Annotated in this window: 17 protein-coding genes; 7 read left to right on the top strand and 10 right to left on the bottom strand. The window is 61.0% G+C overall.

Annotation, left to right across the window (positions count from 1 at the left end; genetic code table 11):
- Positions 1–207: 207 nt before the first annotated feature.
- From PLL20_11445 to PLL20_11415, 7 genes are all read right to left on the bottom strand, one after another.
- Entirely contained in the window at positions 208–1,188 is a 981-nt protein-coding gene (locus PLL20_11445) for an iron ABC transporter permease (GenBank protein HPD30602.1), read from the bottom strand.
- Positions 1,189–1,197: 9 nt separating this feature from the next.
- On the bottom strand, positions 1,198–1,965 hold the full coding sequence (locus PLL20_11440) for an ABC transporter ATP-binding protein (GenBank protein HPD30601.1): 768 nt from the start codon (positions 1,963–1,965) through the stop codon (positions 1,198–1,200).
- A gap of 189 nt (positions 1,966–2,154) precedes the next feature.
- Complete coding sequence (locus PLL20_11435; protein HPD30600.1) at positions 2,155–3,387, bottom strand: LL-diaminopimelate aminotransferase; 1,233 nt, start codon at positions 3,385–3,387, stop codon at positions 2,155–2,157.
- A gap of 169 nt (positions 3,388–3,556) precedes the next feature.
- Positions 3,557–4,711, bottom strand: coding sequence for a hypothetical protein (locus tag PLL20_11430; GenBank protein HPD30599.1), 1,155 nt, complete (start codon positions 4,709–4,711; stop codon positions 3,557–3,559).
- Between the two features lie 538 nt (positions 4,712–5,249).
- Complete coding sequence (locus PLL20_11425; protein ID HPD30598.1) at positions 5,250–6,962, bottom strand: hypothetical protein; 1,713 nt, start codon at positions 6,960–6,962, stop codon at positions 5,250–5,252.
- Positions 6,963–7,182: 220 nt separating this feature from the next.
- Positions 7,183–8,031 (bottom strand): radical SAM protein, encoded by an 849-nt coding sequence (locus PLL20_11420; protein ID HPD30597.1) that lies wholly within the window; start codon positions 8,029–8,031, stop codon positions 7,183–7,185.
- Positions 8,032–8,172: 141 nt separating this feature from the next.
- Entirely contained in the window at positions 8,173–10,089 is a 1,917-nt protein-coding gene (locus PLL20_11415; protein HPD30596.1) for a TolC family protein, read from the bottom strand.
- Between the two features lie 414 nt (positions 10,090–10,503).
- Between PLL20_11415 and PLL20_11410 the strand changes: the two genes are divergently transcribed.
- From PLL20_11410 to PLL20_11395, 4 genes are all read left to right on the top strand, one after another.
- Positions 10,504–12,186, top strand: coding sequence for a hypothetical protein (locus PLL20_11410; GenBank protein HPD30595.1), 1,683 nt, complete (start codon positions 10,504–10,506; stop codon positions 12,184–12,186).
- Positions 12,187–12,263: 77 nt separating this feature from the next.
- Complete coding sequence (locus PLL20_11405; GenBank protein HPD30594.1) at positions 12,264–13,526, top strand: pitrilysin family protein; 1,263 nt, start codon at positions 12,264–12,266, stop codon at positions 13,524–13,526.
- A gap of 34 nt (positions 13,527–13,560) precedes the next feature.
- A complete protein-coding gene (locus PLL20_11400; GenBank protein ID HPD30593.1) occupies positions 13,561–14,808 on the top strand; it encodes a pitrilysin family protein in 1,248 nt (415 codons plus the stop codon).
- A 30-nt stretch (positions 14,809–14,838) separates the two neighbouring features.
- Positions 14,839–15,759 (top strand): type II CAAX endopeptidase family protein, encoded by a 921-nt coding sequence (locus tag PLL20_11395; GenBank protein HPD30592.1) that lies wholly within the window; start codon positions 14,839–14,841, stop codon positions 15,757–15,759.
- A gap of 51 nt (positions 15,760–15,810) precedes the next feature.
- Here the strand turns inward: PLL20_11395 and PLL20_11390 are convergent, their stop codons facing one another.
- Both PLL20_11390 and purD read right to left on the bottom strand, forming a co-directional pair.
- A complete protein-coding gene (locus tag PLL20_11390) occupies positions 15,811–18,675 on the bottom strand; it encodes an SUMF1/EgtB/PvdO family nonheme iron enzyme (protein ID HPD30591.1) in 2,865 nt (954 codons plus the stop codon).
- A gap of 10 nt (positions 18,676–18,685) precedes the next feature.
- Entirely contained in the window at positions 18,686–19,954 is a 1,269-nt protein-coding gene (purD, locus tag PLL20_11385) for a phosphoribosylamine--glycine ligase (protein ID HPD30590.1), read from the bottom strand.
- Between the two features lie 472 nt (positions 19,955–20,426).
- Here purD and PLL20_11380 point away from each other — a divergent pair, with 472 nt between their 5' ends.
- Positions 20,427–21,677 (top strand): MraY family glycosyltransferase, encoded by a 1,251-nt coding sequence (locus PLL20_11380; GenBank protein ID HPD30589.1) that lies wholly within the window; start codon positions 20,427–20,429, stop codon positions 21,675–21,677.
- Positions 21,677–22,507: a hypothetical protein gene (locus PLL20_11375; GenBank protein ID HPD30588.1), complete on the top strand. Its 831-nt coding sequence runs from the start codon at positions 21,677–21,679 to the stop codon at positions 22,505–22,507. The genes PLL20_11380 and PLL20_11375 overlap by 1 nt, the downstream gene beginning before the upstream one ends.
- Before the next feature lie 12 nt (positions 22,508–22,519).
- Here PLL20_11375 and PLL20_11370 read toward each other — a convergent pair whose 3' ends face one another.
- The gene (locus PLL20_11370; GenBank protein ID HPD30587.1) at positions 22,520–23,122 is read right to left on the bottom strand and encodes a response regulator; all 603 of its coding nucleotides are present in this window, start codon (positions 23,120–23,122) and stop codon (positions 22,520–22,522) included.
- A gap of 217 nt (positions 23,123–23,339) precedes the next feature.
- On the opposite strand from PLL20_11370, the gene PLL20_11365 reads away from it, so the two are divergent.
- Positions 23,340–24,662 (top strand): UDP-glucose/GDP-mannose dehydrogenase family protein, encoded by a 1,323-nt coding sequence (locus PLL20_11365; protein ID HPD30586.1) that lies wholly within the window; start codon positions 23,340–23,342, stop codon positions 24,660–24,662.
- Positions 24,663–24,806 lie beyond the last annotated feature (144 nt).

The following is a 24,806-nucleotide window of genomic DNA, read 5'->3' as shown; positions in this document are numbered from 1 at the left end:
CGGATTCATTTGGAGGCGCATGCCCACGCAAAGCCGTGGGCATGGCACCCGGCGCTCTGCGAACCAGAAACATGCGCGCAAAATGCGCACCAGTTGCGACGGAAGAGACTATAAGGCGGACCGCCTTTTTGCGGGCCGCAACCCAAGCGTACCGCGATCCAGAAACATGCGCAAGCCGCACACATATCCGGCCGTAAGGTTCCAAGTTTACATTCCTCCTACCCCGCCCCGGCCGCGAAGCAGCAGGTACAGGAAGAACGCGCCGCCGATCAGGTTGGTCAGGACGCCGACCGGTACTTGCCGGGAATCGCCGGTCAGCCACCACATCGCATTTCGGGCCAGGAGGTCGCATAACGGGAGAAACGCGGCCCCGGTCAGGACGCAGGCAGGCAGCAGGTACCGGTGCCGCGGCCCGACCATATAGCGGGCAAGGTGCGGGATCATCAATCCGACGAAGCCGATCGGACCACACTGAGCGACCACGCCGGCCGTCAACAAGGAGGCGGCGAAGTAAACCACCAGGCGTGAACGGCGCACCGACACGCCCCGCCCGGCGGCAACGACCTCGCCCATCATCAACAAGTCGAGATCGCGGTGCAGCCACGCGGCCACCCCCCCACCGAGGGCCGCCATGGCGAGTATTTCATACAGAGGATCAAAACCGACGACCTGCAGCGATCCCATTGTCCACTGCAGAATCGCTTCCAGGTCGTAGCGCCGGGCCAGGAAAAGAACCATCACGATCAGGGCCGAGCAAATGAACCCGATGGTGATACCGGCCAGCAACAGAGTGCCAATGCCGCCGCCCCGACGAAGGTTCGCGACCATGTAAACCACGCTCATGCAGACGACCGCTCCGGCAAAAGCCGCGAGGCTGACCGCCGGTACGCCGTGCCATAAGCCCCCACCAACGAGCATGATGACGACGGCCGCGCCCAACGATGCCCCGCTGGAGACGCCGAGCGTATAAGGCGAAGCCAACGGATTGCGGAACAACGACTGGAACATCGCTCCGGCAACGGCCAGCGACGCGCCGGCCAGCATGCCCATCAGCAACCGCGGCAAACCGAGTTCGTTCCAAGTCCGCGAAAACGGTACGCCCGTGGTCCCTACCGCGATCGATATGCCCGTTACGATCGCCAGCATCGCCGCCAGGAGGACGTAAGCTTGCCAATGCCTTGCGGTCATGTAAGAGCCTCAGATACGTAGCTGGACCGAGACCCCGCCGTCTGCGCCACGGTGTAACACGAACTCCGTCCCGAACAACTCTCGCAAGCGCGAGGTATCCAGAAGGGTCTCGACGCGATCGTCGAACATGATCCGCCCCTCCCGAATCGCCACCACCCGGCCACCCAGGGCAATGGGCAGGTTGAGATCATGGCAGATCACCACCAAAGTATGAGCCCCCCCTGCCAGATGACGCATAATCCGGATCAGTTCCGCCTGATGGGCAGGATCCAAAGCGTTGGTCGGTTCATCAAGGAACATCACCGGAGCTTGCTGGGCCAAGGCTGCCGCAATCCAAACCTTCTGCCGTTCACCGCCGGAAAGGGTGTCCATTGTGCGGTCGAGCAGGTCGTCGATACGACAGGCCTCAACGGCATGCGCGATCGCCCGATGGTCAACGTCGGAAAGCGGGTCCAAGGGACGCACGTGGGCGTAGCGACCCATCTCGACCACGTCGCGGACCCGGAAACCCATGTAACCCTCGTGTATCTGGGGAACGTAGGCGATACGACAAGCTATTTCGCGCCGGCTGAAGCAACCGAGAGGTCGGCCGTCGAGACGCACATCGCCGCTTGCCGCCGGGATCAGTCCCAGCAGCCCGCCCATCAGCGTGGATTTGCCCGCGCCGTTGGGACCAATGATCGACAGGCAGTCGCCTTCGTCGATCCGCAGGGACACCTCCCGCAGGACGGTCCGGCCCAGTCGACGGATGGTGAGCTTCTCGGCCTCGATGGTCATAGGCGGGAATTGTAGCCGAGCGGGGCAAGGAAGCAGAAGGGTTCAGGGCTCAGGGCTCAGGGCTCAGGGCTCAGGGTTCAGGGTTCAGTGAAGTGGTCCATGCCCAGAGCTTTGCGTGGGCGTGCGGGCTTGATTTCAGATCCGCAATCTCAGGTTTCAGATTAGCCCGGCGGTCTGAACCCTGAACCCTCAGAAGACGAACCGATCCCCGGCCAGCCGGTCCTTCAGGGCGGCCATGAGGGCATTCTCATCGGCCTCGGTCGGCGCCTGGTAAGTGACGGAGAATCGCAGGTAGGCCCCGGCGTCATCCCACGGCACGGTGCAGATCGACCGCTCGCGAATCAGGAATTGCGAGCAATCCTCGGCAGTCGCGAACGTCGGTCCGCCTTGGATGCCCTTGGGCGAACGGGCATAGAGGAAATACGTCCCTCCGGGCATCTTTGCGTCAAAACCGATCTCATTGAGCGTGGCCACCAGCTTGCGAAGTCGTCGTTCGTACTTGGTGCGAACGGCAACGGGAATCGATGGGTCGTTCAGGCCGACAATCGCCGCTTTCTGGATGGCCATGAATTGCCCACTGTCGCAATTGTCTTTTACGTCCGCAAAAGCCCGCACGATCCGCTCGTGGCCAGCCACGAAGCCGAGCCGCCACCCGATCATGTGAAAGCCCTTGCTCATGGAGTGAACCTCGACACCCACCTCCTTCGCCCCATCGATCTGGAGGAAGCTCAGAGGCCTGCGTCCATAGGTCAGCATGATGTGGGCGGCATCGTTGACCACGACGATTTGGTGCTTAAGGGCAAAATCGATCGCCTTACGAAAGAACGTTTCATCTGCCAAGGCCCCGGTCGGGCTGTTCGGGTAGTTGAGCACCAGCAGCTTGGCGCGGCGGCGGATATCATCGGGTATCGCGTCGAGATCGGGCATGAAGCCGTTTTTTTCCTCGAGCGGCAGCCTGAAGACGGAGCCGCCATAGTACTGGGTGTGCGTGCCGGCCACGGGGTAGCCCGGGACGGTCATGAGGGTGATGTCGCCCGGATTGATAAAAACAGCCGGCAGCATGGCCAGAGCGGGCTTAGAGCCGATGCAATGATTAACCTCGGTAACCGGATCGAGGGTGACGCCGAATTCTCGCTTCATGAAAGCGGCGGCAGCTTCCTTGTACTCGGGGATACCGTTATCGGCGTAACCACGGTTCTCCAGCCGATCGACTTCGACCTTCATGGCCTCGCGGATCGGCCTGGGGGCCATTTCGTCATTCTCGCCAATGCCGAAGTCGAGCAGCGGGCGGTCCGGGAAGTCCTTGATCGCGGCCCGCTTGGCCCGCTTGATTTTCTCGAACTTGTAGATGGCCGTGCCCTTGCCATACTGGGCCCCGCCGATCCGGTCCGCGAACAACGCCTGGAAATAGGGATCGCTCATCGCTCGTCCGTCCTCGAAACGAAAGACAAAGGCCGGCCTTCAGAAGACCGGCCTTCAGGGTCCATATCAATAACACGTAAGCGATTCCGATACAACCCGCCGCTGCGGATCGCAAAGGCGGACCGGCGGGCGGGTGAATTACCTTGATGACTGGGCCGCCACCGCAGGCTTACGGGCACACGTCGCCGCCGGCGTTGTCGGTGAAAGTATTGACCGTTGCAACGTCGGTATTGATCGTGGCACCGGCGGCAACGTAGATCCCACAGGTGGCGGAGTGCGCGAAGGTACACTCATTTGCAGAAACCCGGACCGGTGCGGTATTCAGGCTGAGATTGGCGCGCGTCGCCCCACCGTATTCGATGGTCACCAGCGTCAGGTTGTTGCTTGGCGAGGAGGTATCGGTGTAGCTCAAGCCTTCCCAGGAGCCGGGCGTCTGCGTCACCCCCGTCAAGATGATTTCACGTCCGGGGACGCCCACGGCCCCCAACGAACCTGTGCTCTGCACGTTCATGGAACCGCCACTGGTGAAGGCGATGGTCACGCCCGGCGAAATGGTGAGATCTCTGGCAACCTCAATGGTCGTGGCCTGGTAGTCAACTCCCAGGTCGGCCCAGATCTGGCCGTCGGTGACCGTTCCTTCGCTCAGAATGATCGAGGGCTGGTCATTGCCCGTGTAGTCGCTGTCGAGATCAAGGTATTGCACCACGTTGGGCGGCAACACGCATGGTCCCTGCGTATTCTGCGTCAGCGTATTGGAGGCAAAGCCGGTGAGATCAGCATCGCCCACCACAAACAAACCGCTACCGGCAGATTGCCCTAGCGTGCAATGGGAAATGGCGACCTTCGTCGTTTCGTCGGTGGAGGACAAATACAAACCGCCGGAACCGGCCGCACCGCCGTATCGAATGGTCACGTATTCGAGTCGATTGCTTGCGGAGCTGCTGTCCATGAACCGTATTCCGCTCCATGACCCGCGGGTTTGGGTTGCTCCGGTGAAGACGATGGGCGAATCGGCCGTGCCGATCGCGCTAATGTATCCGGTAGCAGTTACTTCCAGCCCACACCCGGCCTGGAAACGCAGCGTACTGCCCGGCTGGATAGTCAGCCCGGCCGAGACCTCAAGAGTGCCGGTGACGTCGTAACAGCCGGCCGCCAGGGTGGTATCCGACGTGATGTCGGAACCCAGCGTCGTGTAGGTGCACTCATCGCCGTTGCCATCCGGCGGAGTAGCCGGCCTGCAAATCGGTCCACTCAGAGGAATCAGGGTCGCCAGTAAAATGAACGGAACCGCGCTGTGGGACGTGTGTTTGCTTCTGCCTGTCATGATCTGGTCACTCCTTCAAAAGCACCTTGTCTCAAACTTGCCGGGCCTGTGACGGCGCCGCGTCACCATGCCGACAGTATACGGTACGGCCGACGCCCTGTCACGCTGGCATCCCACTGAGCACGCCTCCTGGGGACTACTGCCAGCCTCTTCTCGACCGCTCGGCCTACTGGGAACCCAAATCGCCCCTGTCACTGCATCGACTAGCGGGGAGCCTGTCGCCAGCTTCTCAGGCGGGTCGAAGCCGGCCGAACAGGCATCTGAGCCTCAGAGACCTGAGGCGGACCGCCTTCTTGCGGGCCGCAGGCCAAGCGCGCGTAGACCGGCAATATGCGCGCGAACCCCACCGATGTCCGGCCGCAAGGATTCAAAGGCGCATGCCCACGCAAAGCCGTGGGCATGGCACCCGACGATCGGGAGACATGCGCGCAAAATGCGCACCAGTTGCGACGGAAGGGACTAAAAGGATCCGCCTCCGGCAGGCCGTTCCGGCCGCCGGAGGCGAATTCAAGCGAGACTCGGAAACCACGGAGACCGCTCACGGCGAGATAAACACGTTCCCCAAGGCGTTATCTGAGAACTGGTTTGCCGTCTCGACATCATTGTTGATGGTTGCATTCCTGTCCACATAAACGCCGTATCCGCCGCTATGAGCAAACGTGCAGTTTCTGGCCGTGGCCCGTGCGTTTCCGCTGAGACGCAAGTTTCCCGAGTTGCTGCCGCCGCCGTACTCGATCCTCACATATTCCAGAACGTTGTTGACCGATGTGGTGTAGTAATAGAGCAAGCATTCCCAGTAGCCGGCGGTCGCCTGTTTGCCGGTAAAGATGATCGGGGCGGTCGAGGTACCGATCGCCTTCAATGAGCCGTTCTCGTTAACCGACGCATACCGGCCTTGCCCGAAAACCAGCGTCGCACCGGCAGAAATGGTCAAGTCCGCGTCAACAATGAGATCGTCGGAATCGAACAGGTAATCGGCGTCGATCGCCTGCCAGGTTTGCGCACTGCTGACCGAGCCGCCGCGAACATTAACCACGTCCCGGGTGTTGCCTGAATAGGTGCTGGCCGCGTCCAACACTCCGATCACATCCTGAGCTACCGAGGCGGCACCCAATGCATTGCCGGTTAACGTGTTGGTCGAGAAGTCGGTGATTACGCTGTCCCCGTCGAGGTACAGGCCGTACCCGGCGCTGTTGCGAAGCGTGCAGTTGACGATCGCCAGACGCGGCGGCACGCTTGCCGTGCCGGTGGTGGTCAGGTTTGCTCCGCTGGGACTCCCGCCGTACTCGATGGTCACATGCTCGAGACGGTTGTTTACCGAGTTGGAATAGTAATACTCGACGCCTTTCCAATAGCCGGCCGTCGCCTCTTTGGCGGTAAAGGCAATCGGGGCGGTGGAGGTACCGATCGCCTTCAATGAGCCGTTCTCGTTAATCCACGCCGCTCGGGCCTGCCCGAAAACCAGGGTCGCGCCCGCCGAAATGATCAGGTCCGCGTCAACGTCGAGGTCGCTGGAGTCAAAGAGGTAATCGGCGTCGATCGCCTGCCAGGTTTGCGCACTGCTGACCGAGCCGCCGTGAACATTAACCACGTCCCGGGTGTTGCCTGAATAGGTACTGGCCGCGTCCAACACTCCGATCACGTTTTGGGCCACCGAGGCGGCACCCAATGCATTTCCGGTTAACGTGTTGGTCGAGAAGTCGGTGATCACGCTGTCCCCGTCGAGGTACAGGCCGTACCCGGCGCTGTTTCGAAGCGTGCAGTTGACGATCGCCAGACGCGGCGGCTCGGTTGCCGTGCCGGTGGTCGTCAGGTTTGCTCCGCTGGAACTCCCGCCGTACTCGATGGTCACATGCTCGAGACGGTTGTTGCTCGAGTTGGAGTAGTAGATCGTCAGCCCGCCCCAATAGCCCGGAACCGCTTCCCGGCCGGTGAACACGATCGGATTCTCCGTTGTCCCGACGGCACGGAGCGACCCTCCCGAATTGACGCTCATCGACCGGCCCGCGTCGAACTCCAAGGTCACGCCCGGGTTGATGGTCAGGGGCGCGTTCACGTCGATATTGGAAGTCACGCGGTAACATGCCGCCGACAAGGTCGTGGCCGTGTCGATGTCGTCGGAAAGCTCGATGCACACCGTGGCCCCCGGCCCAGGACCGGGACTACACATCTGGCCGCTGAGCGGCACCAGTAAGCTCAGGCCGACCAATGCCAGCACTCGCGAGAACCCGATTGCAGATTTGCATCTCATCACCAGTTTCCTCCTGTTAAGCAGGCCAACAATCAAGAACACTACCCTACCCTATGGAGAAGCGCGCTCGCAAGAGGCGCCAATTGCCGAACGTCGGATTCCAACCCATCATGCCCATCATGAACACGACGACCTGATCATCGGATGCAACATGACGCATATTAGAGCAGGGCCGGCCATCTGTCCAGCGGCGGGAACGGCTTGTCGTGCGAGCGTCGTATCACGAGCCGTAGATCTCGGCAGGCACATCGACAATTGCCTTGATCCGGTCTGCAATATCGCGTAGTGCGTCATCGTCCAAGGGCGCGACGAACGGTTCGGCCGTTTGGCGAGCGACGGTATACACCTGCACAAGGCGAATGCGGCCGCCGACCCGGACAAGCCAGGCGAGTCTCTGGGCGAAGGCTTCCACCTCGGCTTGCGGCGGGGGCCGGTCGTGCAGCTTCATCCACAAGGACTGGATCACCACCGGCCGCACGCGTGAGACTTCGAGGATGTTGTCGAGCACTCGCTGCAGAGGGACACTGGGGCGGTTGACCCCGCGAAAGTATTCCTCCGTTCCTGCGTCAAGCTTGGCCCAGATCTCGCCATTGTTGGCGTCCATGAGGGCCAGGGCTTCCCGCACGGGTGGTCGATGCAAGAAGGCGGCGTTGGTGATCAGCACGGTCTTGGCGTCGCTGAGGCCACAGGCTCGACGCAGCTCGGCAACGATTTGGACCGCGGAGGGAAACTCAGGTGCGCCGGTGGGCTCGCCGTCGCCCGAGAACGCGATGTCACGGATTCTTCGCTGCGATTCCGGCACGCGGTCAAAGGGGGGGCGAACAAAAAGATCCCCGCTCGCAGCGGATTGCAGCGTGGTTTCGAGCTCGGTCCGAAGCCGGGCGAGGTCAACTCGCTTGACCGCCGCCGGTGCGTCGCGGTCCACCTGGCAGTAGACACAGTTGAAATTACAGGCCTTGTCCGGATTCAGATTGATGCCGATGGACAAGCCGCCGCTGCGACGGCTGATCACCGGGTAAACGTAAAGGTTTTCCCGCCAGTTTCGCGGGTGGCTCGCGTGAAGGGGCACGGGGGTGTGAGATCCTTCCGTTGTCATAGAATCAGCCGTCTCGCGTTGACAAGGGCCGCTACATTGTAGTCGGGAAATGCTCGCCGGCCTGCAGCCGGCCAAAAACGTTCGGCCGGCGGCGGCAACAAGTATCGCAGGCGCTTACTCCGCCAGGCCGCCGCCCTGCACCGGCCGATAAGGGGCCATCTGCTTGGGATCCTCGGCACCGCGGATCACGATATTGTTGTACTCGAGCAGCGTTCCCTTCTGCCGTTCGAGGTTGCTGAGGGCAACGTTGTATCGAACCAGCGAGTCGAGCAGTTGTCGACGGCCCATGGACAGCGACTCGTACGAGTCCATCTCGATCTGCAGATTGGGTGCGTCTCGTCTTTCCTGGCGGGCCTTGGTGGCTTCGGTCCATTCCTCGGACGATGTCACCCACCGATAGCTGGGGCCGACCTGCTCATACTCCGACTGAATCATCCGTATCGCCTGTTGGATTTCGAGAATCACGTTCTCGATCTGGTCGCGGTAGGCGGCAATGGCCTGGGCCTGCTGAAGGCGGGCCTGCCGAAGCTTGGCCTCGGGACCACGGTTGCCGATCGGCCACTCGAACTGCAAACCGACGACATACTCGTGAAAATCGTTTTCCGACAACTGGCTGAACGCCCGGTCGGAATTGGTGCCAAGGCCGTCGACCACGTACCGGAACAGGAGGTCAAGTTTCGGCAGCGCCTGGTTTTTGGCCACACCGATTCCGATTTCGGCCTTCTCGATCGCGAGTTTGGCCTCTCGCAACTCTTCGCGATTGGAGAGCCCCACCGCAATCTCGCCTATCTGATCCAGGACCACCGGCTCGATGAGCGGCAGATCGACAGGGATAATGCCGACATCTTTTGAGAGATCCATTTCCGGATCGTTGATCAACCGTTTCAGCGCATCCTCCGCATCCCTGACTCGCTTGGTCAGGGCCACAAATTCCGCCTCGTGCCGCTCGATCCGGCTCTGGATGAAGCTGAGCTGCACCCCGTAGACGTCGTAACCGGCCTCGAACCGTTCTTTGAGGTCCTTGTGGATGATCTCCAGGTCGCTCAGCAACTGGCTGACGACGCCGATCACCCGCCGGGCCTGCAACAACTGCCAATAGGCCTGCTCGACGCTGAACAGGATCTCTCGCACATCGCGCTTGAGTCTCTCGATGCTCATCTCGCGGTCGAGCTTCGTCAGCTCGATCTGGGCACGGTTGTAATCAAGCCCGAAACCGCGAAGCAGGGGTTGCTGAAACTGAACGACAAAACTGTTGAAATAGGTCGGGTTGAAGGTCTGGAAAACCAGGTCCGTTTCGCTGCGGTTCCAGGCGTAGCTGAACTGCACCAGCATGCCGGTGGGAAGCATCTTGCGGACTCCGCCCTCGAAAGTTCGTAGCTGGCTGTTGTTGCTTTCGAGCCGGGAGCTGCTCGGCCGGTCCTGCTTGTTGTTCTGGAAATTGGCGAAGAAGACCTCATCGAACATCGCCTCTGCTTCGACCACGCGGGCCGTGTGGATGGCCGGGTTGTAGCTCTGGGCGGCGATACCATAGCTGTTGACGAGGGTGCGACGCATTGCGTCGGCGAAGCTCAACCTGATTTCGTGAGGGCGCTCGATGACCTTCAGTCTGTTCTCGATGCCGGGCAATCGCTTCTCGAAGTTGGCTCTTTTTTCGTCGATCTGCTGAGTTTTCTGTTCAGCGGTCAGGCGATCGTTGCGATTGATCGCCTCGATCGTGCGGGCCAACTGTTTTCTCAAGGCCTCGGGCAAATCTTTCGGATCGGGGATCTGCCGGTCGATGACCTCCTCCTGGGACAGCGGCGGAATCGCCGCAGGGGCGATCATGCGGGAGGGCACGTCGCCCGAAGGCCGGGTCGCCGCCGGCTCGTCGGCCGACAGCCTGGCCTCGGCAACCATCCGAGCTCGGCGTCCGTGCGGATCGGCGGACGGACGGCCCGCGTCTCGAAGCGAGGACTCGCAACCGATGACCTGTATCAGGAGGAGAAACGCAATCAGGCCACAGACGGGCTTGGAGCATCCAGGCAGGGACATCGGCACTCCTTGAACAGCCGCCACCGGCTGTCGGGCCGGGCAGCTCACCCCGCCCAATCCCAGCTCGCGCCCGAACATGCCCTTTCCAGAGGCAGCTTGTGCGGCATTCTAATGCTGCTGCAGGGAGTGTCAATGACGCGAAACCCGACCGCCGCTCAGAGTCGGCGGCGAATCCGGCAAGGATGCGCCACGGTTTTTTCAGAAGGTCCTTTCAGAATTGCAGTCGCGGGCCGCTATCCCCCTGCAACCCCGCCGCCTTGGGGGTCTGGGCCCTCGCTTACGCTCGGGATCCCGAAAAAAGCTGCGAAAAAGCGTCATCGACCCACGCGCTCACGAGGCACCGACTCCCGTGCAATGCCTCGTCAGCCGATGTACAATTGTGGACCCGCGGGCCCCATGGGGTAGACTATGGCCATGACGACCGAAAGAGACGAAAGCCAGGACACCGTTCAGCAACCGCAAGCGACGCCGCTTCGGGTCAAACAAAGGCCCGCGCAGAGCATCCAGGAGTATCATCGCTACTGCCCTGGCGAGGAGAGAATCCGGATTTCCGACGCCATCTGTTTCGGGCGAAGGCGCAGCAACTTCCCCAAATGCGTCGGCTGCCAGTTCAACGATGACGAAAAGAAGGACAAACCGGTTCCCGTGCCTTTGCCGGGGGCCGCGGCCAGCATTGAAGAGGCTGACCGCCGTCGAATCGAACGTCTGTTTCGTCAGTGCGACATTCTGGGCACCTGCCCGGACATGCTCGACCAGGAGATGGCCTGGCGCGTGGGTCTGGCAACCTCGTTGTTTCTGAAATCGGAGCTTCGCGGCTACGACCGCAGTCAGGTCGAGAAGGCGACGGTGGTTGTCGGCATCGACATGCGAAAGACCAGCCGCGAGCTGGCCGAGTCGCTCATTGAAGGCCTGCGCAGCGGAGGCTCGCCGGTGATCGACATTGGGATGATCGACACGCCCCAGCTCTACTTTGCGGTGAATCGCCTCGGCGCCTGCGGGGGGGTCCAGGTGACCGGCGGGAACCGACCCGCAACCCATAATGGCTTCAAGCTGTGCGGTCAGAAGGGCCGCACCATTACCAGCGAAACCGGGCTGGTCAAGATCAGCAAGACGGTGTTGAACACCACCCGTCACTCCGCCCCTCAGATGCCGGATCTCCGCCGGCTTGACTTGAGCGGTCCGTACAAGGAATACGTTCGCAGCTTCCTCGCCGACCCGGTTACGGGCTTCGACTCCGAGCGGCCGTTGAAACTGGTCGTGGACGCCTCCAACGGGATGGCCGGCCGCTGGTTGCCGATCATCTTCGACGACGTCGAGTGGCTTGAGATCACCCCCCTCAACTTCGAGCATAACGGCGAGTTCAGCCATGACCCCGACCCCCTTGTGGAGGACAACCTCAAGCCGCTCCAGGAACGATTGCTCCGAATCAACGCGGAACTGGGCGTGTGCTTCGACGGCGATGCCGATTGTTGCGTCTTCGTTGACAACAAAGCTCAGCCCATCCGCGCCGATACGCTCGGGGCCCTGCTGGCGCGAGAACTGCTCAAGTCCAATCCCGGCCAGAGTGTGATCTATGACCTTCGGAGCAGCCGCGCGCTACCGGAGGAAATCAGGAAAGCCGGCGGGTTGCCCAGGCGTGAACGCGGAAACCAAGCCTTCGTAAAGAAGGCGATTGCCGATGCCAAAGGCCTGTTTGCCTGCGAGTTGAACGGGCGCTATTACTATCGTGACAATTTCTACTGCGAATCGGCAATAATCACGCTCGTCCACGTGCTGAACATCCTGACCGAGACGGGCAGGCCGCTGGACGAGCTGGTCGCCTCACTCAAGCGCTACGCCAGGTCGGGCGAACGGCGTTTCCGCCTGGACGGCAAGACGGATATCGTTGCCGTCCTGTCCGACAAGTACAACAATGGAAGCATCAACTATCTCGACGGCATCACCGTCATCTTTGAGGATTGGTGGTTCAATGCCCGCCCCGCCGCCGACCGGTCGTTTGTTGAACTCAACGTTGAGGCCATCAACGAGGCCATGCTGAAGGCCAAGCTCGCGGAGCTGTCGCAGCTCCTCGGCGACCCTCTGGTCAACGGAGCTTGAGTGAGGAACCCTTGGACGAGCCTCTTGCAGACGCCGGCCGAAGCGTCGAACCGGACCCGCGAGGTGCAGTACCAACGATGACGCCTGGGGATGAACACGTTCACTATCTCCGCCTTGCCAACGGAATCGACCTGGCGGTTCTGCCAACCGGTCGCCGGTCGGTTACGGCCATCGAGATGCGTTTCCTGGGCGGTTACGCCTACGAACGGCCCGACCGGCTTGGCGTGGCCCATATCCTGGCCGAGACTATGACCAAGGGAACGCAGCGGCGGGACGGTCGGGCTCTCAACGATGCCTTTGACGAAATCGGCACCAGCTACGCCGTCTCGGCGGCGAGGGAAACGTTCGTCATCTCATGCGTATGCCTGCCCGAGTTCGTGGCGCAGGCCGTGGAACTGCTCGCCGAGATGATCAACGAACCCAGCTTCCCCGGCGAGGCTTGCGAGGTGGCGGTCGAACTCGCCCGGCAATCGCTGGCCGCCCTGGAGGACGATCCTCTCGAACTGGCCAAGAAGTGCCTTTGTCAACAGGCGTACAGCCCCCCTCTGAACCGCCACGTCTACGGCGAGCCTGCCACCGTCGAGCGCATCGGTCGCGAGGACGTTGTCGAGCACTGGCGGACGTACCTGAAGCCTGACCGTTTGCTTGTCTCAGTGGCCGGTGCCGTTGACCCGAGCGCCGTGGCGGACCTTTTCGAGCGTCTTTTTCCGGCAACGGGCCTCAACGACCCCGTGGTGAACGCATCTTTGCCGCTGTCATTTCCGCTTGGGTTCCGTCCGGGACAGTCGCATCGCCAGAAAGATCTCGAGCAGGAACAAATCGGGGTGTGTTTTCCCGGAGCGTCGGCCGTGGACGAAGATGAGGCCGTGGAACGCGTGATCATCGGCCTTCTGTCGGGAGGAATGAGCAGCCGACTCTGGCAGTCCATCCGGGAGAAGCAGGGTCTCGTCTATTGGGTCGGGGCCTGGTTTGACCGGCCCCGAACGGGCGGAATGATCCATCTGGGCTCGTCCTGCACTCCTCAAAACCTTGAGGCGACATCGGAAATGCTTCTCAAGGAAGTGAATCGGCTGGCCGACGACGTCACCGAGTCTGAAGTCCAGAGAGCCATCAGCGGCATATTGGCATCGGCGCAGACCCACGGCGACGTAACCCGGGCCAAAGCGACACGCATCGTCAACGATCTGTTTTACCTCGGCCGGCCCATCCCACTGGAGGAAAAGCTGTCTCGCATCAGGGCTGTCACAATCGGCGACGTCCGACAGTACCTGCGACGGCATCCTCGCGAGCAACTGAGCATCGTCACGGTCGGCCCCAGATGTCTGAAAGACTTCAGGTAAGGCTGCGTCGGTCGCGCTTTTTCGAGGCAAGAACATGGCCCATACTCGGTTCTTTCAGGAAACACTAGCGAACGGGTTGATCGTGGCCGTCGAGGTCATGCCTGAAACCCGATCGGCGGCTTGCGGCTTTCTGGTCCGAGCCGGATCGCGGGACGATCCGCCGCGTCTGGCCGGCATGTCTCACTTCCTGGAACACATGTGCTTCAAGGGAAATGAGCGGCTAACCTCCGAGGATCTCAACATCGGCTTCGACGAGATCGGTGCCGACACCAACGCCCAGACCAGCAAGGACCAGACCTTTTACTACAGTTGGGCCCGCTGCGAGGACCTCGGCAGGCAAATCGAGTTGCTGGCCGAGTTGATGAGACCGTCGATTCCGGCCGGAGAATTCGAGATCGAGAAGGACGTCATCCTCGAGGAAATTGCGACCTACAAGGATGACCTGTCCGCCCTGGCCTATGATTCTCTGTACGAGGAGCTTTGCCCGGGCCACCCCATCTCGCGTCCCGTGCTCGGTTATGAGGAGACGATTCGAGTCATGACGCCGGAAGACATGCGGGACTATCTCGGCCGCAAGTACGCCGCGAGCAACATGATTCTGATCATCACGGGAAACGTCGATCCGGCCGAGGTGATGGGCCTGGCGCGCCGGTATTGTGGTAGCTGGCCGTCCGTAATAAACAAAGGCCGTGATGGGCACCCGCCTGCGCTGAGGACGGGGGCAACCGGCCGGATCATCGACCGTTTCCACCAGCAAGCGGTTGCAGTAGCATTCCCCTCGGTCCCGACCACTCACGCCCTCGACGAAACCGCCGAGGCAGTGGCGGCCATCCTCGGCGGCAGCAACTCGCGCTTCTTCTGGAATATCCATCAGAAGGGCCTGGCCACTCGGGTGAGCGTCATCCGGGAGGAGTACGCCGATTTCGGGGTTATCATTCTGGTCGGGCTGTGCGAACCGGAAAACGCCGAGAGACTCCTGGAGGCCATGCGTCGCGAGGCCGAGCAATTGACCCGAGACGGACCGGAGCCCAAGGAAATACGACGGGTAAAGAATCATCGCCGCACGATGCTGACAAGTGAATCTGAAGCCCCCGGTTACCGCCTCGGACAAATTGCCGATGATATCGACTATCGCGGCAGCCCCCGCACGATGGAAGAGAGGCTGGCGGAAGTGGATGCCGTCTCGGCCGATACGATCGCCACGTATCTAAGAGACTACCCTATTGTGGGCGAAGGCTTCGTCGCCACAATCGGACCGCGGATGTGGCTTTCGGCGAAATGAAGCGGCCTTGTCGAGGGTCCGGGAAGACGTATGGAACCGACCACCCCTGATGAACACGATATCGCCCCGCCACCACAGGGCGGCCCGCCGGACTCTCCGCCCGACGCGGAGGGCCACGCGGGCCTGGCAGTAACCCGGCCGCCGATAGCATGGATGGCGCCGGGCATGCCATTTGCCCGGCCAATCACGATCACCGTCCTTTGGCCGGATGCCCCCGTCTGTGTTCCCGGTAGGGCGCCGGCAGAAACGGAGCAGCCGTTGTCACGGGCCCGGGCGGTTATCGAGATCATCCTGGCAGTCCCGGTGGCCGCCGTCGGAGCCGTGGTGGGGTACAGCGTGGGCAAGAGCTTCGAGCCTGCCGATGAAAGATGGCTCCGAATCGCCGACTCCATGGGCTTGGGCCTCGGTGCCGTACTGGCTTGCATACTGCTCGTGTGGCTTGGAAACCGCAAGATCAGCAGCATCGGGTTGACCATGCGCCAGTGGCACCTTGACCTGGGCATCGGCTTCGCCTCGTTGCTTGCGACTTGGGTCGTACTCCTGGCGTTTGGGGGCGTCATTGTCGTCCTGTTTCCGTCCGTCCTCCAGGAGCAATCGGCGGCCCAAAAGGCGATTGAAGCCAGCTTTCCCAAGCTTTCTTGGCAACAGATGCTTGCTCTTTGCCTGTGCATCGCGATCTACGAAGAAATCGTCTTTCGCGGTTTCCTGCTGACGCGTTTGCATGCACTGGTTCGCCGATGGTGGCTGGCCGTGGTGATCGGAGCGGTATTGTTCGGCCTGCCGCATCACTACCAAGGGTGGTGGGCAGTGTGCGGCATCACTCTTCTGGGACTGATCATGGGCTCGCTGTTTGCCTGGCGAAAGAGTCTCGTGGCACCCATCACGATGCACCTGTTCCACAATTTCGCCGTGTTCATGCTGCTGGACCTGGTCTCCGGCATGCGGAACTGACGGGCGAGGTTATGAGGGTCCGGTGACCTGCGGGGTTGGGTGGCCGGTCATCTATTCATCTTTGACGCACCGAAAGCCCACGGTCGCCAACCGATTCATGCCCGGGCCGAAGAGCGGCAAAGGGTGGTGATCATAGATTCGGCGCGGCCCGCCTCTGACCCACCAATGCCCGCCGGGCGGTTGGTACCAGCCGCCGCCCCGCAGAAAGACAACCTGGTGACGGCCATTGTCGGACAGACTGGCCGTGTACTGCCACACATTACCAACAAGATCCTCCACACCGAAAGGACTGGCTCCGCGGGGATGTTTCAACACGGCGGAGGTGCCCTTGGCGTCAATGGGACATCGCGCGGCCTGGGGTTCGTCGAACCCCCAAGGCCATGGGCGGCCGTCTTCGCCTCCGGCTGCAAACTGCCATTCTTCCTCCGTCGGCAAGCGTTTGCCAGCCCAGCTCGCGTATGCCACGCAATCATCGTAACTCACGTAAACCACCGGATGATCCTCATGGCCAACAGGCGGTTTCCCATCGACGAAATGATGCAAGAAGTGAGTTGCGTCTTTGGGGTTGTAACCCGTAACGCGGACAAACTCGGCATACTCGGCGTTCGTGACGGGAGATCGGTCGATCCAGAAGGGCTCGATGTGCACCGTCCGAGGTTTCGAGGCCTCACCGGGACCGTACTGGTCCAACGTGTGATAGCACGGGATCCACGTGGTTGCCCCGTGCTTGACGACGTATGAGAACTCCCCGCCCGGAACGCGGATCATTCCGGCCGGCGGCGACTCAGGGTCAACCGGCGCCGTCCTCCCCGGCTTGTCGATGCGGAAGTAGCGAAGTACGCTTTCCGGCAACACCACCTGATCCAGCAGTTGGTTGTTCGCATCGAGCAGTCGAACCACGATTGCGTCGTTGGTATGACGACCGAATGCCTGGTAGAGATCCAACTGGACTCGCTCTGCGGCAGGCACTCGCAGGGGATTGGTATCCGGTCGTACTCGATTACACCAGATCTCGACCACTGCCGGCAGCGACATTCGGTCTACGGTGACCTTGAGCATCTCGAATTCCAGTTCGGCGTCCAGGACTCGCGGCAGGACCGCGATACACCCTGCGGAAAAATCCCCGTCGCCCCCCTGGCGACCGGCTTCATAGGGCTCGATCCGCACACTCAGAAGGTCATGATCTCCCTCGCGCCGGACGTCAACCGGGCGGTCGTTCCACAAGTCGACGTAGTGCACCTCAGGACGATGCGGCAATCGAAGGAGCACGCCTTGATGGCCGCCAGGGTCAGTCCCGCACAGCGTGTAGATCGTCTTGCCCGCCGCCGGCCAGCGATTGACCCACACTTCACGATCCAGGCTGCCGACGAAAGGCTCCCAATTCAACGAGGAAAAATTGGCCCTGTTGGTGCGCAGAATGTTGACCGCCCGGGCCAGGACACCGAAATCCTCCTGGCAGGAAGGCCGCTTCTCGGGAAACATCGTGTTGATCTCGACGCCATGCCCGTTGAAGAAACTGAGCACAAAATCCCTGCGCAGCAGTCGGCCGGCGGCCCCATCCTGGCATACCCGCAATTGCGGCTGATGGGGCAGTAGATACTTTTTGAAGTTGAAGTATGGCATTTTATGGACATTGTGGATCCGTCCGAGCAAGTTGGTCTGGCTCTGATACCAGCCGTTGTCGCCTTCGGCATAGGGGAGCAGTTCGCGGCCGCTTTTTCGGGCCATCTCGCGGATCTCAGGCGGAGTCGTGTCCATGATATCCATCAGGACGCCGTGCGCCCCGACGGCGTGGGCCGTGTTCACGAGTTCCCTGTAAGAATCCAGATGTCCCTGCTGTGACGGATCGCGATCGGTTTCGCTCCAGATGCAGTGGGCAATGATCGTCCGCGTACCCATGGTCTCCGCCTTGCGAACCTGCTCCGCCAATCCTTCGAGGCCGCCGGGCATATCGCGGAAGTGCTCGAACTGATAACGGGCGTCCCATCCTGCCCGCGGCCAGAAAGGCCAGATCATGAAAACGTCGTAACCCCCGAAGAGTCTGCGAGCGTTGCCAAGGGACTCAAGCAACCGATACCGTCCCGTGCGCGGGTCCATGACCTCCTGGTCCCACGCCCAGTTCAGCCAGCCAACCACGATATTTCTTGACCAGGCCAGATCCGGATGGTTGTACTCGGAATAATCGTACTTGGAGGGATCGACCCGGTATCCGCCACGCCGACGATAGGTTTCGCTGAGGGCCTCAGACCGGTTACCGATCCCGACGTCGAGATGCAAGGTGTACGTCGCCGATCGACCGGGTTTCAGAATCACTTCGGTCCCTTGCCCTTCGCCGTGGTCCCTGGTCAGCAATGAGCAAACGTAAGCTCGCCCGGTCGTGGCAGGCATCGTGGCAAAGACATCACGGGAAAACTCGACCGGGACCCACACGGGATGCCTTCCGACCCCGCCGGCCACGAACTCGGGAGGACACAGCGCGAAATGATCGAGGCAAGCCTGCTGCACCTGCTCCGGGGCATCAGTCCAGCGCGTAAACGGCGGCAAGAGGACGCCGCGGATATCCTGTGAGCCTGCATTACTGATCACGATCGCGAAGCGTCGCTGACCGTACGGGCCTGTATCCAGGCTTTTGACAACACACGTCAGGTTCTCGATTCCCAGATGGACCTTCCATTCGCCGTCCCCGGTTCGAGCGGAAGTCGATGCACGACCGCCCTTCCACCGAACGAGCGGTTCCATGGAAAACAGGACATTTCCGCCTTCATCGTGCCAGGTCACCGCCGGTCCCTGTTGATGGTCAAATTCGACGGTGATTCCGGCCGGCGTGTCTGCGTGCAGTATCAACAGCAGCACAATCGTCCAAACGCGCACAACTATGACCTTCTCCGTCAGACAAGGATTGCTTTCCGCCGACAAGAAGTGTTCCTCATCCTCGCGCGCGAGCCCCGATATCGCGACGATAGTAGGCACCTTCGAAATGAATCTTGGCCACGGCCTCGTAACAGCGTTTACGGGCGGCCTCGAACGTCTCTCCCAGAGCCGTCACTCCGAGGACGCGTCCCCCTGCCGTAACGACCTGACCACCGACCATCCTGGTACCGGCGTGAAAGACGACCACATCCGGGATTGCATTCGCCTCGGCCAGTCCCGTGATCGGCTTGCCGCCCTGATAGTCGCCCGGGTAACCGCCGGATGCCATCACCACGCAGACCGCTGCCCGCCGGTCCCAATCGAGCGTGATGCTGTCGAGCCTCTCGTCGATCACCGCCTCGAAGACATCGACAAGATCGGTCTTAAGCCTCATCATCAGTGGCTGGGTTTCCGGATCGCCGAAGCGACAGTTGAACTCCAGGACCTTCGGCCCGCCGGTGGTCAGCATCAGGCCGGCGTACAACACACCCTTGTAGGTGATCCCCTCTGTGCGAAGGCAATCGATAATCGGAACCAGAATCTCCGCCTCAATCTGCCGGAGTGTCTTGTCATCGACCAACGTCGTCGGGCTGTATGCTCCCATTCCGCCCGTGTTCGGGCCGGTGTCACCCTCACCGATCGGCTTGTGATCCTGGGCGTTTTCCATCACGTAGATGTTGTGACCATCGACAAACGCCAGAACGCTCACTTCTGGGCCGGTCAGTCTCTCCTCGACCACCACTGTGTCACCCGCGTCCCCGAACTCCCTGGCAACCATCACACGTTCGAGAGCAATCAAGGCTGCCGCCGGGTCGTCGCAAACGATCACGCCCTTTCCCTTGGCCAAGCCGGCAGCCTTCACGACTACCCCTGCGTCGCGCGTGGCCACATATGCCTTTGCGTCGCGATACTTGGTGAAAATCCTGGCCTCGGCGGTCGGCAAAGAACGATGCCGCATCATCTCCTTGGCAAAGGCTTTGTCCCCTTCCAATCGGGCCGCCGCCTTGCACGGTCCGAACGCCCGGATCCTTGCGGTCGTCAGTTCATCGACCAACCCCATGCACAACGGATCCTCGGGCCCTACCACCACCAAGTCGATCTTCTGCTCACGGGCAAACTTCACGATCCCTGGAACATCTTCCGCTTTGATAGGCACGTTTTCGGCCACGTCCACCGTTCCGGCATTGCCGGGAGCACAGTACAACTTGCTCACCCGCTTTGACTGTGCCAGTTTCCATGCCAAGGCGTGTTCTCTTCCACCGCTACCGACCAACAAAACTCGCATCAGACAGACTCCAATGATGGGCTGCGGTTCATGTCCCCGTTTTGTGCCCGACAGATTACCGGCAGAGGGGTGATTGGCAAGGGCGTCATGCAATCCGACCGGCACGGCCGGGGATCGCAATCGTGCCGCAACCACGCCCGCGTCAGGGATTCTGCCCACCAACATCCGCTCGGGCTTACGGATCTTTACGAAAACGTACGTTCAGGCGAAAATGCGCCCCGCGAATGGGCGTTTTTGCCCGCGTTGTTCTCAGAAGCCGGATCGCAGACGCCCATCCGTCAACGCGGCTGCCACTGCCATCAGCCTTACGGATGGACGGTGCCTGTTGGGACGAAGCATGATGGGCAACTTTCGCCAGATGCACGGGGCCGGTTTTGCCGATCCTATTAGCCGACCACCAGCATGATGGGCAACAGGCAAGGCATGGAGTTTCCGGGAACCCAAGGAAGCTAGTCGTCGAGGCTAAGTCCATATGTTTCTAACACTTGCGACTCTTGCCACACCGACGGCTCCGGCCGATCCTGTGTTCGCGTCCTGGGGAGATGTTTTTCGCGCCTGGGGCGGGATCGTCCGACAGTTCTGGTTGGTTGCGCTAGCGGCTTTCCTGGTTGCCCTGATCGTTACTCCGATTGTCCGGAAAATGGCCCTGAGCAGAGGTATCGTCGACCAGCCAGATGAGTTCCTCAAACCTCACGGGCACCCCATCCCCTATCTCGGCGGTGTAGCGATCTTTGCCGGATGGGCTACTGCCATCCTCCTAGCCTTGTGGATGACGAACACAATGGTAACGAGCTGGGTGATGGTCGGCGTCGCCTTGGCAGGCTTTGCAACGATGTTGATCGGGTTGTTCGATGACCTGCGAGTGATGCCGCCCCTGGTCAAACTGGCGTGCAATATCGGCGTTGCCGTGATTCTCATCTGCTTGGGAATCGGCGATGATCTCATCAACGTGGTGACGCGGTACAGCGGCATGCAGTTCAGCCAGGAAGATCGCTGGCTCGAGCTCATGTACTCTGTACCGGTAACCATCGTGATCGTGGTCGCCGCCTGCAACGCCACCAACCTGATTGACGGTCTCGACGGTTTGTGCAGCGGCGTCCTCGGCATTATCTCCATAGGCTTCGTGATTTTGGCCGTTCATCTGCGCGTGGTGTATCCGAGTTCGCCACTGGGCGATGACCGCGTCGTCCTGGCCATGGGCATGCTTGGTGCGGCCCTGGGTTTTCTGCCTTACAACGTCAACCCTGCCAAGATTTTCATGGGCGACGCCGGATCCATGCTGCTCGGTTTCAACGCCGCGGTACTGCTTCTGATGTTTGGAGAACAGCGCATCGTCCGCTGGATGATCGGGGCGACCATCATATTTGGGCTCCCGGTTGCCGACATGCTGCTGGCAATGGCCCGGCGGTGGCGAAATGGCAGGCCGATCATGATCGGCGACCGGAGCCACTACTACGACCAGCTCAGGGACCGGGGCCTCAGCGTGCGTCGGGTTGCGGCCATCAGCTATGTACTCGCCTTGGCGTTCGTGATTGTCGGCACATCCGTCATTTTCATCCGCACCCGGTACGCGGTCCTCGTCTTCATGTTGACCATTGGCGCGGTGCTGGCCGCCATCTGGAGATTCAATATGGCCGGGATCGAGAAAGAGACACCCGCGACCCACGACCGGCGCAAGCCTTTCTCCCCTCCGCCCCCGGCAAACCGGAGAAGCACAACCTGATGAGCCAGAACCATCTCGAACAGCGTCGCAACTGGTTTCGCTTCTTTCCTGAAGGCAGCCTGGAGTTCGTCGTCATCACCCGTGTCCTGGCCCTGTTGCTGATGCTCATGCTCATGATCGTCAAGGGAACTCAGGCCCCGTTGATCCTGCTGGCCCTCCTGGCAATGCTCTGGCTCGACCACATGCTGACCCTCTCGTGGACCGTGCAACTGGCCACGGATCTGGCCAGCTTTGCAGAAAAACCTCTTCCGGAAGCGGACCAGGAAGCGGTCCGATTCGGTCCAACTCTGCTCATCCTGGCGCTGCCGATCACGCTCTTCTTTGCTGCAGTCGCGCCTTGGCCGGCGGTTTTCCTTCCCCCGGGAACGCCCCGTGAGACGGCCAACGCCGTTCTCAAACCGTTGCTTGGTCTGGCGTCAGTGGCAACCTTGCTTCCTGCCTTCCGGCGGGCAAAGATGCTGCAGATCGGTCGGACCTTCTGGACGTTCGCCTATCTCTTGCCGCTGCTCCATTGGGTGGGGATTCACCGCCTCCTGGCCCCCCTGGACACGAGGCTGTTGAACCAGCTCCGCCGGTCAGCCGCTTCGGATGAAGCCGGCCCCGGGGCCCTCGCTGCCGCAGCCGACGTCCTTTGGATCATCAGCGTCCTGCCCTGGCTCGTCATGGCGGCCTTGACATTCATCAGCCTTGAACCGGCCGCTTCGGGCGGAATGGCGGGCCGGCTGGCCTGCGTGTGCGGCACTCTGCTCTTTGGTCTTTACTCCGTGGTAGATCTTGCAGCCATGGAGAGGGTGCAACGACGATTCCTGCGACTGATTCGCAGTCGATGACCAGGCGAACAATCACATTCCCTTGAAGAGATCCGCGAGTTTGACGCGTAAAGCTCTTGCCAGCCGAAACAGTGTCGTCATTGATGGGGCACTCAGACCCGCTTCGATTTGCGATATCTGGGCCTGGCTGATGCCGATACGTTCTCCCAAAGCCTTCATCGTAAGGTCCGTCTCGTGCCTTGCCAGTTTGAGTCGCTGCCCGAGTTCCGCGATGAACTGTTCCTCGCTGTTGATCAGAACGCCGTCGCTGGACAGCACGAACTCAACCGCCTCCACGAGAGCCGCAGGCGATATCGGCTTAGTCAGATAATTTCTCGCGCCGAGCTGCATTGCCTCCGTAGCCGTCCGCACAGAGGGATGCCCCGTAATGATGATGATTGACGGAGACTCGTCTCGGCCTCGGACATCCCGAATCAGGTCAATGCCCGACTGATCGGGCAGCGACAGATCGACGAGCAGGAGATGGTACTTGCGTTGATCGACGGCCCTGCGGGCCTCCTGAAACGAGCCGACCGCATCCACCTGAAATCCTGCTCTTTCGAGCGTCCGAGCAAGAACGCGCTGAACCTCAATCTCGTCGTCCACCAACAGAATCTGAGCACCATGACGTGGCATGCGGTTGATCTCCCAAACGGCGGTGGTCCGTTCGATCCCCTTCCGACCACCTCGGCCGTACATTCTACCGGAGCAGCACACCCCCTGAAAAGACGCCGATGGAAGCGTTTCGCGAAATCGGCCGAGCGGGATTCAGTTTGGCTTGCCCCTACCGGATGCCGATAATCCAGGGAAACAGTCTGGGGGAGATATTCTTCACCCATTCGGAGTCGACGCAATGAGACTCACTGTCATCGGTACAGGGTATGTCGGTCTGGTCACCGGTGCCTGCCTGGCCGACACTGGAAACGAAGTTGTCGGAGTCGACAAGGATGCCGAGAAGATCAATACGCTCACTCGGGGCGAGTGTCCCATCTACGAACCCGGCTTGTCCGAATTGCTTCAAGCCAACACGAAGGCCGGCCGGCTCCGGTTCACCGCCGACATCCCCAAGGGCATCGAACACGGAGACGTGGTCTTCATCGCCGTCGGCACCCCGCCTCGCGATGACGGTTCCTCCGACATGACCGCGGTCCGGGAGGTTGCCGACAACATCGCCGATCACGCCGACCGGCCGAAAATCGTCGTGCTCAAGAGCACCGTTCCCATCGGAACAGGCGACGAGATCGAAGAACGAATCAACCGCCGGGCAAAACACCGCGTGAACGTCGTCAACAACCCCGAGTTTCTCAAGGAAGGAACCGCGGTGGAGGACTTTCTCAGGCCCGATCGCGTGGTGATCGGTGCCGAGGACCCGCAAGCCGCCTCGGTCATCAGGGAGCTGCACGAACCCTTCGTTCGCAATCAGCGACCCATCTACATCATGCACCGCAAGGCCGCGGAGATGAGCAAGTACGCCGCCAACTCCTACCTGGCCGCCCGCATCAGTTTCATCAACCAGATCGCCAATGTCTGTGATGCCCTGGGCATCGACGTGAACGAAGTCCGACTCGGAATGGGCTCCGATCGACGCATCGGTTTCCAGTTTCTCTATCCGGGCGCGGGCTATGGCGGCAGTTGCTTCCCCAAGGATGTTCAGTCTCTCGTGCACACCGCCCGAAAAGCCGGCGTGCAGGCCGATCTGCTCGACAGCGTTCACCAGGTCAACGAGCGGCAGCGGGAGATCCTCTTCCGCAAGATCGTCGCTCGATTCGGCGGATCATTGAACAATTACTGCTTCGCGATATGGGGCGTGTCCTTCAAACCCAAGACCGACGATATTCGCGAAGCCCCGGCGGTTACGACCATCAACAAGCTGCTCGAAGCGGGGGCCGCCGTCCGAGCCCACGATCCGATTGCTCTGCCCAACCTCCGCAAGCTGCTCGGCGACCGGATCACGTACCACGAATCCGGCTACGAAGCCCTTGATGGCGCCGATGCTCTGGTCATCGTCACCGAGTGGAACGAGTTCCGCTCGCCCACTTTCGAGGAGATCCGCCGGCGCCTGCGCCAACCCATCATTTTCGACGGGCGCAACCTCTATTCACTCGACGCGATGCGAAACCGCGATTTCGAGTATTACTCGATCGGGCGCCCGGCGGTGATTCCGACTCGACGCTGAAGCCCGCGCCGGTCCGTCGCATTTGAGTCGTACGTACAGGGGACACGATTCCACGCCGTTCCAGGCCACAACAAGACGAACGGCCGGTGGGATGGGCAGCACCCCACCGGCCTTGGTCTCTTATCCTGCAGCCCAATCTGACGC

The sequence above is a fragment of the Phycisphaerae bacterium genome (assembly GCA_035384605.1).
Classification (GTDB): Bacteria; Planctomycetota; Phycisphaerae; order UBA1845; family PWPN01; genus JAUCQB01.
This window is presented reverse-complemented; position numbering and strand designations above follow the sequence as displayed.

Excerpts from the sequence above, each read along its gene's own strand:
- PLL20_11415 (HPD30596.1), bottom strand. The coding sequence starts at position 10,089 with ATGTCCCTGCCTGGATGCTCCAAGCCCGTCTGTGGCCTGATTGCGTTT.
- PLL20_11445 (HPD30602.1), bottom strand. The coding sequence starts at position 1,188 with ATGACCGCAAGGCATTGGCAAGCTTACGTCCTCCTGGCGGCGATGCTG.
- PLL20_11375 (HPD30588.1), top strand. The coding sequence starts at position 21,677 with ATGAGCCAGAACCATCTCGAACAGCGTCGCAACTGGTTTCGCTTCTTT.
- purD (HPD30590.1), bottom strand. The coding sequence starts at position 19,954 with ATGCGAGTTTTGTTGGTCGGTAGCGGTGGAAGAGAACACGCCTTGGCA.
- PLL20_11440 (HPD30601.1), bottom strand. The coding sequence starts at position 1,965 with ATGACCATCGAGGCCGAGAAGCTCACCATCCGTCGACTGGGCCGGACC.
- PLL20_11410 (HPD30595.1), top strand. The coding sequence starts at position 10,504 with ATGACGACCGAAAGAGACGAAAGCCAGGACACCGTTCAGCAACCGCAA.
- PLL20_11380 (HPD30589.1), top strand. The coding sequence starts at position 20,427 with ATGTTTCTAACACTTGCGACTCTTGCCACACCGACGGCTCCGGCCGAT.
- PLL20_11400 (HPD30593.1), top strand. The coding sequence starts at position 13,561 with ATGGCCCATACTCGGTTCTTTCAGGAAACACTAGCGAACGGGTTGATC.
- PLL20_11365 (HPD30586.1), top strand. The coding sequence starts at position 23,340 with ATGAGACTCACTGTCATCGGTACAGGGTATGTCGGTCTGGTCACCGGT.
- PLL20_11430 (HPD30599.1), bottom strand. The coding sequence starts at position 4,711 with ATGACAGGCAGAAGCAAACACACGTCCCACAGCGCGGTTCCGTTCATT.
- PLL20_11425 (HPD30598.1), bottom strand. The coding sequence starts at position 6,962 with ATGAGATGCAAATCTGCAATCGGGTTCTCGCGAGTGCTGGCATTGGTC.
- PLL20_11370 (HPD30587.1), bottom strand. The coding sequence starts at position 23,122 with ATGCCACGTCATGGTGCTCAGATTCTGTTGGTGGACGACGAGATTGAG.
- PLL20_11435 (HPD30600.1), bottom strand. The coding sequence starts at position 3,387 with ATGAGCGATCCCTATTTCCAGGCGTTGTTCGCGGACCGGATCGGCGGG.
- PLL20_11395 (HPD30592.1), top strand. The coding sequence starts at position 14,839 with ATGGAACCGACCACCCCTGATGAACACGATATCGCCCCGCCACCACAG.
- PLL20_11405 (HPD30594.1), top strand. The coding sequence starts at position 12,264 with ATGACGCCTGGGGATGAACACGTTCACTATCTCCGCCTTGCCAACGGA.